Raw genomic sequence first — 12,812 nt, 5'->3', positions numbered from 1 at the left:
GTGGCGGTCTTCCCCAGCCTGTACGAGCCCTTCGGTATCGTGGCTCTGGAGGCTATGGCAGCGAGAACGCCGGTAGTGGCGAGCGATGTGGGAGGCCTACACGAGGTAGTGAAGCACGGGGAGACGGGGGTGCTCGTTTACCCGGACAACGTGGACTCACTGGCCTGGGGCATCAACCATACTCTTGCGCGGCCCGACTGGGCACGCCAGAGGGCGGAAACCGCTTACCGCATAGTGCGCACCGAGTACAGTTGGGACCGTATCGCCCAGCGGACAGCAGCGGTGTACGAGCGTATCGTGAGGGAACGGGCAGCGGTGAAGGATTGGTAAGAAGCGCTTATGGAATGAAGCCACCTGACCTCGCGTGTGATAAGGTCAGCCTCTTGTCCTAACGTTAAAGCTCACCTGCCGCTATGGAGCGCAGCGGAATAGCGGTCAGGTGCAGCGCCTTGTTATGCGGTTGCCTACGCCGTCAGACAGCAAAACGTTCATATCAACTCAGAACCACTGCTTCCTCTGGACTACATACATCTGCTCGAATTCCTCATCGGATTTCGTCAAGTAGATGATTCCCTCAACAAAAGCCATCACCTCGAGGGCAATATTGGGGATAAAAAGGAGCATCCAAGTAATCGCAAGCCCGATGGTGTTGACGAGAAGATACACAAGACCTGGGCCGGTGAACCCAAGGTAGAACTTGTGAATCCCTAAGCCACCGAGAAAAATAGCCAGCAGTCCCGCAGCTGTCTTGTCCTTCGAGCCTGATGCGGTGCTACCTAATGCAAGAAACACGGATTTGGCGTGATTGCCATCGGCCTCAAAATCGACTGACATTCCACGAGAAGGCGGGCGATCGCCCTTCCAATCCGCTCCGTTGAAAATGTATCTCGCACCATCAGATCCGGAGATGACGCCAGAATTCTCCTGAACCGAAAAGTCTAGTATTTGACCTTTCATTGTGATTCCTCCTTAGAGATTCGGTTTTTGTGATTTGTTGCAATTGCCATTCCTTTGACGCCGCATAACTATTGAGTATGCCGAACTATTTCGGCCCTAACTGCCTCGGTTTCTACATAGAATAGGTTCGGCATAGCATCCCCAAGAGTTGACTTATGCCGAATTTCGGCTATAGCACCTTAGAGTCTGGATTGGGCAATCTGGTTTGCGATGTGGGTCTGATAACAGTTTTATGATAGAATACAAGTCCCTCTTTGTCAACTTTGAGGAGGCGATCTATGGTGGAGCAACGCTCCAAGAAACTCTTGGATCAAGTCCGCGACGCCCTGCGCCTCAAACACTATTCCATCCGCACCGAGCAGGCTTACGTCGCCTGGATCAAGCGCTATATCCTTTTCCACGGCAAGTAACATCCACAAGTGATAGGCAACGCCGAAATCGAAGCCCTTTCTACCCATTTAGCCGTAGTTCAGAACGTCACTGCCACACTTTCCATCATAGTTTCGCCACCCACCTGCTTGTAAGGGCAAGGCGACGCTTTGCGCCTACGATATCCGGCCCGTGCTGGAGTTGCTTAGCTACAAGCATGTGAAAACGACAACGATCTACACGCACGTCCTGAACTGTGGAGGCTGGCCACTGCGCCTACTGCGGCACGATGAAAACAGCCATGTTCTCGAAGAGACGCCAGTTGGGAAAGGCCTGTCGAGCGAGCAATCGTCGGCCGCTCTTCACTGGATAGGGGTCAAGGACATCGAATGTGTTATTGGCATGATAGCCGTACACGACCCATACGTGTTCACCGGCAACCAGCGTGATCTCACCTTCAGGGGTGTGGAGGCCGACTGTCTCTGGCTGACCTGTTGCTACCCAGACGATCACTGGGTAGCCGTGCAGAATAGAGTCTGCCACTTCTGAGTAGGTTACCCCTGTTGCCGCTATTGCCTCGAATTTACCGTTAGGCCCCAGGAAGCATGCGTTGAGGGCAGAGGCTACTGCCGGGGCGTAGACTCCATAATTCTCCCAATTAATAGAGCCATCAGCATTGCGATTGCGCCCGCCTGGGTCACCGCGAAAGCCGAAGTGGGGATTAGCATCTCGTGGGACACAAGACATTACTTCGTCCTCAGTAGGAGCGCGGCCAAGAAGAGTAGCCAGTACCATTCGCATGGCAGCAAATTCACATGAAAGAGGGCGCTCCTGTGGGATAAGTGGTACATCTAAGACACGCTCTGCTGGGCAGGTAGCCACTACTGTAGGCAACACCGTGGCGGTTTGGGTGGGAATGGCAGTTGGCGTTGCAGTGGTGGTAGATGTAGGCGTTGGAGTATGGGTTAGCGTAGGCGCGGGTGTCGTCACAGACGGAGATGGAGAGAGAGAGAGACGAACCTGGTATCACGCGTTAGAAAGGAACTAGTGGTCACTAGTCCGAGCAGAAGGAGTAAGACAATGAAAAACAGCGGCATAAGGAGCCGAGATCTGGGTCCTTGTGGAGGCTCGTTGGCCATCCCCGTATCATCTTGGATGCCATTGTGATTCGCCACGTGGCCTTTCCTCTTTGCACAAGGATTCTAAGAATCTGTGGATAGATTGTCAAAACCTCGGCTGGCTTCAGTGACCAAAGTCACAGCCAATCCCGCCCATATGCGGTATAATAACACGGAATCGCGGGATATTCCCCACACAAATAAAGGAGGCACCAACAATGAAAGTTCAGGTTGCTGAGAACGTCTACTGGGTTGGGGCGGTGGATTGGAACGTGCGCAATTTCCACGGCTATACCTACACCACCCCTCGTGGCACCACGTATAACGCTTACCTGGTCTTAGGGGAGAAAATCGCCTTAGTGGACACCGTCGCGGCTCCCTTCGCCGACGAGATGCTCGAACGCATTCGCGAGTTTGTGGATCCAGCGCGCATTGACTACCTCATCGCCAACCACGGCGAGATTGACCACTCCGGCGCTATCCCCCGTGTTCTGGCCCTCGCGCCGCAGGCCAAGTTGATCTGCACGGCGAAGGGCACCGAGAGCCTGGGGCGCTACTTCGGCCCCTTAGACCGCGATTTCACTGTAGTGAAATCAGGCGACCGGATTGATCTGGGCGGCCTCTCCCTCACTTTTCTCGAGGCGCCTATGCTCCACTGGCCGGATAGCATGTTCACTTATATCCCAGAACGCGCCCTTCTCCTGCCCAACGACGCCTTCGGCCAGCACCTGGCCAGCGCCGAGCGTTTCGCCGATCAGGTGGACCCCTGGGTGCTCTGGGACGAGGCAGCCCGCTACTACGCCAATATCCTCCTGCCCTTCAGCCCCCTGGTGGTCAAGAAGATAGAGGAAGTGCAGAAGATGGGCCTGGCCATCGAGACCATTGCCCCCAGTCACGGCGTGATCTGGCGCAAAGATCCGATGCAGATCGTGAACGCCTACCTGCGCTGGGCGCAGGGCGAGACGGTGGCCCGGGCGCTGGTGGTCTACGAGACCATGTGGGGTTCCACCGAGCAACTGGCCCGCGCCATCGCCGAGGGCATCGCCGAAGAGGGCGTGGGGGTGGCGCTGCGAGGCCTGCCCATGGCCGACCGCACTGACGTCGTCAAGGAACTGTTGGAAGCGCGGGGGCTGGTGGTGGGGTCGAGCACGCATAACGGCGATATGCTGCTCAACATGGCCGCCTTTCTGGCCGACCTGCGCGGGCTAAAGCCGAAGGGCAAACTCGGCGCTGCCTTCGGTTCCTACGGCTGGGCGCCGCGGGTGGTGGGTGAGATGGAGGCCCAATTGCGCGAGGCCGGGTTCGAGGTGGTGGAGGCTAACTTGGCGGTGAAATTCGCGCCGAGCGCTGAGGACCTGACGTGGGCATGGGAGTTCGGGCGCGAGTTCGCGCGACGGATTAAGTCTCATTGACAAAACCCATGCTTCGTGGTATACTGTAAATGAATTAGAACCGGCTCTTAGCATGTAACAATTGTAGGCAACATTGCTTCGCTGCACCCGGCTGTTGCTCTTGTCGCTTGTTTCGCTTGCTCAGTAAGAGACAAACGATGGGTTGGTTCGATCTTGCAACTGGTTGGATTAGCAATCGGGTGCGTCATGGCACTCTATCCGGGAGCGGTCGTAATACTCCGCAGTGCGTTAACACCCTGCTGGGGATCGTCGTCGCTGGGACTTGCTTGGCGCTTTACCTGAGAACGATCGCACCGGGCGCTTTAGGCGGAGACGCCGGTGAACTCCAGTTTGTACCTTCCATCCTTGGTCTGACTCATCCTACAGGCTATCCCCTCCAGACACTATTAGGGAAATTGTTGTTGACCACCATGCCGATCGGTTCGGTGGCCTATCGGATGAATCTGTTCTCGGTTTTGGTGAGTGCAGCGGCAGTGGGTTTGATCTATCTCACCATCCAGTTATCTACAGGCTCTAAACTTGCTGCTTTCTTCGCTGCTCTGTTGCTAGGCGTCTCGGAGATTTTCTGGAGCCAAGCGATCATCGCAGACAAATATGCCCTGAATGTGTTCCTGTTGTCCTTGGTGCTCTTCACGCTGGTTCGGTGGTCCAGAGTACCCAGTAACCGTAACCTGAGTTTGTGTGCCCTGTGCTATGGGATAAGCCTGACTCATCACCGTTCTATGCTGGTCTTCCTCCCCCTTCTTCTCGGCTATTGGGTCTGGCGCGATCCATACTTGCTGAGCGATTGGCGCTATTCAGGCAGAATCGCGCTTCTGGTAGCCCTGCCGTTGAGCCTTTACCTGTGGCTGCCAATCGGCGCCAATCGGGGACTTCCTCCAGGGACATGGCGGCCGACCTCGTTGCAAGGATGGATGGCTTACTTGTTAGATAGAGGGTATCTGAGCGTCATCCAACCCTATATAGGTTTTGGGGAGAAAATAGCCGACTACGGGAAAAGCCTGCTGGCTCAGTTTACTCACTACGGTGTCATCCTCGGACTGGCTGGTATCATCCAACAGGTTAGAACACACAACCCTTTATGTGTGTTTCTCGCTCTGGGCTTTATATTTCAAAGCACGCTTGCTGCCGGATACCAGGTGCCTCGCCACTGGGTTTTCTCCTTGCCTTCATTTGTGATTTTCACCTTGTGGATAGGAGAGGGAATTGCCTGGGTATTGTTAGCGAGTGAAACTTTGGTCACACAATGGAGGGCCATTGGCTATGGGATAGCCAGTATTGCTTTGGCCTCTTTGGTGTTGTTTGTCGCCATCCCACTTTGGAGGAATTATCCAACCTTCCGGGAGATGCACTTGGATGGCGGCCCCCTCGATATCTGGCGTCAGGACCTAAAGAACGGCTATCTGGCCCAGCGTTTCGTCGCCAATAGTCTGCCGTTTGTTGAGCCGGATAGCATCATCGTGGCAGATTGGGAGCAGGCCACCCCATTGTGGTACTTCCAACAAGTGGAAGGGTGGCGTCCGGACGTAACAGTGGTATATCCTATCGAGCGCTGGCCGAAAGCGTTGGCAACCGGCCATCCCACCTATCTGGCAAGGACTCTACCTGGAGTTGGCGAGACTCACAGGTTAACTTGTACAGGGCCTTTGGTAAAGGTAACGACAACGCCGGATCTCCAGATTCCCGCTGACATCAACCTGTTAGGAGTCAATCTAGAGGGTGAGATCGAATTAGTTGGCTTCCGCTTTTATCAGACCGATTTTTCGACTGGCTACGTCTGGCCTTTAACTTTGTATTTCCGAGCCCTCAGGTCCCTGAAAGCGGATTATTCGATCTCCTTACGCATCTTTGACGAAAGTGGAACCCAACTCTGGGCAGAAGATAGACGAGATCCTGTGCTGGGGATGTATCCCACCACACGCTGGGCTCCTGGCGAGGTGGTAGCGGACTATTACGAAGTGCCGTTCCCTCGCCGGATACCTGCTGGTCGCTATCGTTTGGGAGTCATTGTGTACACTGCCATGGATGGCGGAGGTTGGCACAACCTCAATGTAGTGGGGAGCGAGGTGAGCGTGGTTTATCTTCCCCCGATAGATGTACCGGCTCGGTGAGGGCCGCATCGCAGATGCGGTTTCGCTCAACATAGCATGCGGAGCAAACCATTTCGCGGCGCGTGGTCTTTTAGAAGCAGAGGAGGCATAACAATGAGAAGGAAAGCCCTCTTCTATGTAATAATTGTGGGGATTCTGGTCCTCACGAGCATCTTGCCTGTGGGACAATCAAAGTCTGTTGGTGCCGATCCCTTCACCCGCAACAACTTTGTTACTGCCGATCTAGGCACAGTATACCCTTCCTCGATCCCGAGCTTTACTACTATGGGCACCCTATCGCTGGTCTACACGGATCCAATCTATGGATTCTCTTTCCGTGCTAGCACTAAATGGGGTGTGCAACGGGAAGAAGTCTCTTCATCGGATGCGCCTGAATCAGTCATCCGCAGTAGGTGGAAGTTGTGGCATGGGCCCACGCATTACCTCCTTCTGGATGTCTTTGAAGACTCTGCCGGATTATCCCTCCTAGACTGGTATCAAAATTACCGATGGGTTGAAGACAATCTGTTGCCTACGGCTCCAAATGCCATAGTTGCTGGTTGTCCCGCTGCTGTCTTCCTACGAAAGGTGGAGCCAGGCGTGGAGTACTATGTTGCAATTTGGCGCACGAGAGGTACCGTTTTTCGTCTAGCAGGTCCGGCTTCCGTGGATGAATTTCGAGCTATCTTGGATAGCTTTCGATTGGAGTCTGGGGAGTTCTCTAATGTCACCCTATTGCCGGAGTTGAAGCCAGTAGGGGCAACGTCTTTGGTCATTCAGCATTACTGTTGCAACGAGTACGATCCAACGAATAACCCCTACCCCTGCGCGTGGTGCTGCAGTTGCACAGGTAAAGCTTGTGACAATCCTAGTTCTGGATGGGGCGACGAGAGCAAGTGTATCGCTCAGGGGTGCAGTGACTGTCGGCCTGGCAATTGTACCTGGTATGCGCGATATCGACGGCCGGACTTCGGTGATACGAGTTGGGGGAGTCCAGCCAACTGGATCACGGCTGCGCAACAGGCTGGTTTCCCGATATACGAGGATCCACAACCTGGATATGTATTGTGTATGCCGGGATATCCCCATGTTGCCTACGTAACGAGCGTGGATCCCAACACCAAAAATGTGGTTGTCCTGGAGCAAAACGGCAATTGCCCTGGTGGCGCAACTGGTGGGTGCACCCGATCATGGTCCTACAGCCGGACTACGTACCAAAGCAAGGGCGGACGGTTCATTGGATACAAGGGTGGCGTTGACAGTACGCCCCCTGACGGCGATATCACCAGCCCAAGCGAAGGGGCAACGATCACGAGCCGCACTGTGCACTTGGCTGGCTGGGCTCAAGATAACTCCGGCGGTAGTGGTTTGCAAAAGGCGCACTTTACGGCCTACTACAACAACGGGAGTTGGCGTCAGGTAGGGCCTGATTTCACTTCCTCGCCGTTTGAATTTGACTGGGACATGTGTAATGATGGTGTTCCAGATGGTCAGGTGACCCTCGGCCTAGATATCTGGGATAAGGCGGGCAATGCAGCTTACTCGCCTCGCGGCAACCGGCATTTTAATAAGAATTATAACTGTAGTCCGCCACCGGATTGCCCTCAATCGGGTGGCCTCATCCTCTACAAGCACAACAACTATAACTGCGGTGGCGAGGGGGAAGGAAGTGGCTACGTTATACGCTCTACGACCGGCTGGCAAAACGTCCCTGGCTCTTTCAACGACCAGGCCTCCTCCGTCAGGGTCCCATCTGGCTGGTCAGTCCGACTGTACGAGCACTCCGATCGCGGGGGAGGCTCTATCTGTCGCAGTGGCGATGACAGCGACTTTGCTGGTGATACTTTTGATAACGGTGTGGGCCTTAATGACAACGTCTCGTCATTTGAGGTCTTCAGCAGCCCCAACTGCCCTTCTTCCACGTGCAACACACCTTCTCCGTCAAGTCCGTGCAATGGTCTTAGAATTAACCAGAGCAGCAGCGTGAACTTCTCTTGGAGCGGCAACTGTAGCCAGTACTACGCGGAGTACTGGGGTGGCCCTGCAGGCACCATTGGCTCGGGATGGATCGGGAGTACATCTTGGAACCCAGGGCAACTCTGGTGCGGCAACTATTCCTGGCATGTCAAGGGCAAGAGCAGCAGTGCAGGGATAGAGACGGGCTGGAGTAGCACGTGCAACTTCACCGTCGTGCCAAACAAGCCAACGGGCCTAACGGCCTCGGCAGTGTCCGGTTCCCAGATCAACCTCTCGTGGAACGATCCCGGCGGCGAGAAAGATGGGTACAAGGTCTACTACAGCGATGGCAGGTACATCGGCTCCACCAGTTCCACTTCCTACCAGGTGACAGGATTGAATTGCAGCGCAAGCTATTGCTTCTATGTGAAGGCATACAGAAGCAGCTTCGAGTCTGATCCTAGCGACACCGCCTGCGCTACCACACAAGCCTGTCCCGGTACCACCCCGGCCACTCCTACGCGGACTGCTACTGCTGGTCCACCGCCTACCATAACACCAACTCGCACGCCTACGTGCACCCCACCACCGCCTGGCAACTGCCCGCGTAATGTCAGTGGCTACGTCCGCAACGTGGCCAACTCGGTTGGCATCGGCGGAGCCACCCTATCGTTACAGTTCTGGTCCACAGGCTACTGGCAGGCGATTGATCAGACTATCAGCAAGCCCGACGGCTTCTGGTCGTTCTACACTTCCGACTGTAGGGCTCCTTGGCGTGTGCAGGTGACTCCTCCCCCAGGGTTCTGGGCCGATCACGTCGAACCCGCTTTGCCTGGACACCCGAATGGAAATGATGCCGTAGTCTGGCTCAGTGCCACAGATTGTGAGTACTGTTCGGCCACCTTCTGGCTTCGTGGTACAGCGCCCACGCCGACTCCTAGCCGCACGCCTACGCGCACTCGCACGCCTACACCCATGCCACCATCAAGCACTTCCTGGAAGGCTAGCACAGGCTTCAGTTTACAGCAAGGAACCAACCAATGGTATTACCAGTACTGGGACGGCTCGGCCTATCGGGATATGCTGGTCTCAGGCGGGCGGTGGAAGGCTCCAGGCACCCAGTGGTGTCTTCTGTGGGGGGATGGTGGCCATCCCAGCACCTATGAGGCGGCCCGCCGGTGGCGCAGTCCGGTGACGGGGACGGTGCGCATTACCGGCAATGCTCGCAAGTCGAACACGGGCGGTGGGGATGGGGTCATCGTGAGCATCTGGAAGAACTCGACCAAGTTGTGGGAACGCACCCTGGCCTTCGATGATAGTCTCGGGCACGATTTTGATCTCACCACCCCAGTGGCCGTCGGCGATAGCATCTACTTCCGCATCGCCCAGCGCGGGAACGACTACTACGATGGCACGGCCTTCGATCCCACCATCACGTTGATCACTGGCCCCTCTCCCACGCCTTCACCCACTGGCGGCGCTACACGCACGCCGACCATCACACCCACGCCGACTTCGACGCCATCAGGCATTGCTTGGAGGGCCAGCACGGACTTCAGTTTGGAGCAGGGGGCCAACCAGTGGTATTACCAGTACTGGGATGGCTCGACCTATCGGGATATGGTGGTCTCAGGTGGCAGGTGGAAGGCTCCGGGCACCCAGTGGTGTCTGCTGTGGGGGGATGGTGGCCATCCCAGCGTCTACGAGGCGGCCCGGCGGTGGCGCAGTCCGGTGACGGGGACGGTACGCATCACGGGCAATGCTCGCAAGTCGAACACGGGCGGTGGGGATGGCGTTACGGTGAGCATCTGGAAGAATGCCACCAAGTTGTGGGAGCGCACCCTGGTCTTCAATGATAGTGTGGGGTACGACTTTGACCTCACCACTCAGGTGGCCGTCGGCGATAGCATCTACTTCCGCATCGCCCAGCGCGGGAACGACTACTACGACGGCACGGCCTTCGACCCCACCATCACGTTGATCACTGGCCCCTCTCCCACGCCCTCTCCCACTGGCGGCGCTACACGCACGCCGACCATCACACCCACGCCGACTTCGACGCCATCAGGCATTGCTTGGAGGGCCAGCACGGGCTTCAGTTTGGAGCAGGGGGCCAACCAGTGGTATTACCAGTACCGGGTTAGTTCGACCTATCGGTATATGACTGTCTCAGGTGATAAGTGGAAAGCTCCGGGCACCCAGTGGTGTCTTTTGTGGGGGGATGGTGGCCATCCCAGCATCTACGAGGCGGCCCGGCGGTGGCGCAGTCCGGTGACGGGGACGGTGCGCATCACGGGTAATGCTCGCAAGTCGAACACGGGCGGTGGGGATGGGGTCATCGTGAGCATCTGGAAGAATGCCACCAAGTTGTGGGAACGCACCCTGGCTTTCAATGATGGGGTGGGATACGCGTTCGACCTCACCACTGAGGTGGCCGTCGGCGATAGCATATACTTCCGCATCGCCCAACGCGGGAACGACTACTATGACGGCACTGCCTTCGATCCCACCATTACGTTGGTATCCCCTGGGACGAGCGACTAGGTCATACCCGATCAAAATCTGCTGATATTTGTTGGTGCGAACACAAAAGCTACCGCACCCTGATAGGGTAGGGAGCGGTAGCTCTGCCTTTTTACGCCCCTCAACCTGATTAGACCCCGGGCGCACCGATGATGCCGCGCTGCTCATACTCCACGAACAGCCGTCCCCACGGCGAATCCCCGCGCCACCGTTCGTAGATTTTGCGCTCTTTCGTCGGCCAGCGCCAATAATCGTGGTACGCCTCGCTCACCAGGTTGGGGATGGCACATAGCGGGGTGCGGAAGATGAGTTTCTGGAAGACCTTAGTGGGCCCATACCACGACAGCCAGGCCAGGAAGCGGTGCACGTTGTAGCCCACGTGGAAGTGGTACTCCTCACCGGAGATATCGTCGCCCACCAGTTCGATCTCGCGCACGTCCCCTACCCCCAGCCCCCGCTCGTGGGCCAGGCGGATGTAGCCGATGGAGAGCGGATCGAAGCCCATCAGTTTCGCCGCCACCGCGTCAATTGCCACCTGATCGCCAGAGGCCAGGATGATGTTCATCGTCACCGGCGTCATCAGGCGCGGCCCCTCGCCGTTGCCCGCCGTGGTGCCATCCATCACGGCGAAGATGCCGGTGTGGATTTCCTTTTGGATCGCGAGCAAGTCCACCAGCGTCTCGTGAATCCAGGAGTGGGTGTAATGCCGATAGGTGCTCAGCAACCCTCCGAAGGCGTTCTTCATCGCGCCCGTGGTCGTAGTGTAGATGTGGGTCTTGACCGTCGGCAGGTGAATGATGTTTTTGCCCAGGAAGTAATCCGGGATGCGGATGCCCCAGTCGAAGATTTTGTCCAGGACCAGCATCTCCGCTTTCGGCTGGTAGGGGACCCAAGCCATATCCTCTGGGATGAAGTTGTACAGCACGGGGATATTATAGTGGCGGAAGATGGGCACGTAGTGGTTGAGGTCTTCGCCCTTGAAGGTGTTGATCACCACCGTCTTGTTCTGCACACACGAGAGGTCGGTATAACCGGCCCTCTGTAGCGCCAAGATGATCCCTTCCAGTTGCCAGGGAGTGGTGTTTGCCCCAGGGAAGGGGAAGTGCCAAGAGATATTGTCCTTCAGGATGGTAGTGGTGCCGGGGTCCAAGTACTTTGTGAAATCGGCCAGGTGTATCAGCCGTTCGTAGTCGTCCAACACCGTCTCGGGCTTGGTGTAGAGTGCTGCTACTTTCGCTTTCGTTGTCATAGTACGCCTTCCTATCCCAGTTGTGAGCAAATTAGCGTTGCGGTTGGATTGTAGCATAAATTGACCTATCAAACAACAACAGGAATGTCTGGCACTCAGGGGCGTGACGTGCTACACTCTCCTTACGGCGCCAATGCCTCCAACAACTCTGGTCGACTGACATATCTCCGCAGCGCCAAGGTCCGGCGGCGCGCCTCACGAAGCAGGCCATCGTAAGCACTGGCGATCTCCTCGTTCTCACGCCGAAGGCGAGATAGATCGCGCCGCGCATCGTATGGGTTATCGCTGGCATCGCGATTCGTGTTCCGAGCAGCGCATTGTACCTGCTGAGTTACCTCCAGGCCCAGGTGGCGCAGAACTCTTTCCACTGTGGTCAGGCAATCTTGTGTTAGGTCAGAGTAGCGCATCACCAGCCCACCGCAACGCTCCGTGTCCTGGATGTCGTTGTAGTTGAGCACCAACCAGCAGGTGTAGAGGCGCTGCGGGGGCAGGGTCCAATCGCCAAAGGCATCGGCGATCAGGCGACAGTCGGGCGAGAGGGATGCCCGGTGGGCATAGAGGTTATGGTGGGGCGTTTCGAACCAGTACCAGAAATCTCGCCTGTGGCAGGAAGCCAGGACGCCGTCGAAGTCGCGCTGGAGGAAGATCAGTCGCGTGTCTGGGTCAAGGGCGCGGACAGCCTCGTAGAAGACGGGCAGTTTCAACCCCGCCCACACTGCTTTGAACCCATCCGCCTGGGTGGCCTGAAAGAAAACGTTGACCATATCTGCCAATGCCTGGCGTTGCGCCTCTGTGAGTGCCGCTGAGGGAACCCAGGGCAGATTCCGCTCGTACTCACAGCACGCGGCGGCGTAACGATCCAGCACTCCCTGGCCCAGTCGGCGGCGAATCCTCCCGTACACATCGGTATCTGTCTGTCTCCATTCGCCCAAGCGATGGATGATTTCGCCCCTCAGACCGTGCAGTTCCATGCTCTGGTTGCGAGTGTGGTTGAACGGCTCCAGTACCAAGCGGAGTTTCGGATGTGCCCGTAACAGGTGGGCGAACCAGGTAGTGCCCCCACGAGGGTGGCCGGCGATGATGATCTTCATTCTCGCTCCCGGTCACTTCGCATATTTTGGGTCCTTGGGCGAAGGCT

The 12,812-nt window shown here is 56.6% G+C and carries 8 protein-coding genes and 1 pseudogene; 5 read left to right on the top strand and 4 right to left on the bottom strand.

The window, feature by feature from the left end:
• Positions 1–330, top strand: a 330-nt coding sequence (locus H5T64_12085) for a glycosyltransferase family 4 protein (GenBank protein MBC7265076.1), incomplete at its 5' end; no start/stop codon positions are given.
• A 168-nt stretch (positions 331–498) separates the two neighbouring features.
• On the opposite strand, the gene H5T64_12080 is transcribed toward H5T64_12085, so the two are convergent.
• Positions 499–957, bottom strand: coding sequence for a TM2 domain-containing protein (locus H5T64_12080; protein ID MBC7265075.1), 459 nt, complete (start codon positions 955–957; stop codon positions 499–501).
• Positions 958–1,235: 278 nt separating this feature from the next.
• On the opposite strand from H5T64_12080, the pseudogene H5T64_12075 reads away from it, so the two are divergent.
• A pseudogene (locus H5T64_12075) lies at positions 1,236–1,364 on the top strand (phage integrase N-terminal SAM-like domain-containing protein).
• A gap of 238 nt (positions 1,365–1,602) precedes the next feature.
• On the opposite strand, the gene H5T64_12070 reads toward H5T64_12075, so the two are convergent.
• Positions 1,603–2,316, bottom strand: a complete 714-nt coding sequence (locus H5T64_12070) for a C39 family peptidase (protein MBC7265074.1) — start codon at positions 2,314–2,316, stop codon at positions 1,603–1,605.
• Positions 2,317–2,662: 346 nt separating this feature from the next.
• Between H5T64_12070 and H5T64_12065 the strand changes: the two genes are divergently transcribed.
• The 3 genes from H5T64_12065 to H5T64_12055 all read left to right on the top strand — a co-directional run bounded on the left by H5T64_12065 (position 2,663) and on the right by H5T64_12055 (position 10,446).
• Entirely contained in the window at positions 2,663–3,856 is a 1,194-nt protein-coding gene (locus tag H5T64_12065) for a flavodoxin domain-containing protein (GenBank protein ID MBC7265073.1), read from the top strand.
• A 137-nt stretch (positions 3,857–3,993) separates the two neighbouring features.
• Complete coding sequence (locus H5T64_12060) at positions 3,994–5,967, top strand: DUF2723 domain-containing protein (GenBank protein ID MBC7265072.1); 1,974 nt, start codon at positions 3,994–3,996, stop codon at positions 5,965–5,967.
• Positions 5,968–7,017: 1,050 nt separating this feature from the next.
• Positions 7,018–10,446 (top strand): fibronectin type III domain-containing protein, encoded by a 3,429-nt coding sequence (locus H5T64_12055; protein ID MBC7265071.1) that lies wholly within the window; start codon positions 7,018–7,020, stop codon positions 10,444–10,446.
• Between the two features lie 109 nt (positions 10,447–10,555).
• Here H5T64_12055 and H5T64_12050 read toward each other — a convergent pair whose 3' ends face one another.
• Together H5T64_12050 and H5T64_12045 are read right to left on the bottom strand one after the other, a co-directional pair.
• Positions 10,556–11,674 carry a DUF362 domain-containing protein gene (locus H5T64_12050; GenBank protein ID MBC7265070.1) on the bottom strand — a complete coding sequence of 373 codons (1,119 nt, stop codon included), beginning with the start codon at positions 11,672–11,674 and terminating at the stop codon, positions 10,556–10,558.
• 122 nt (positions 11,675–11,796) lie between these two features.
• Positions 11,797–12,765, bottom strand: coding sequence for a sulfotransferase (locus H5T64_12045; protein ID MBC7265069.1), 969 nt, complete (start codon positions 12,763–12,765; stop codon positions 11,797–11,799).
• Between the last annotated feature and the right edge of the window lie 47 nt (positions 12,766–12,812).

The organism is Chloroflexota bacterium (genome assembly GCA_014360825.1).
Lineage (GTDB): Bacteria > Chloroflexota > Anaerolineae > UBA2200 > JACIWT01 > JACIWT01.
This window is presented reverse-complemented; position numbering and strand designations above follow the sequence as displayed.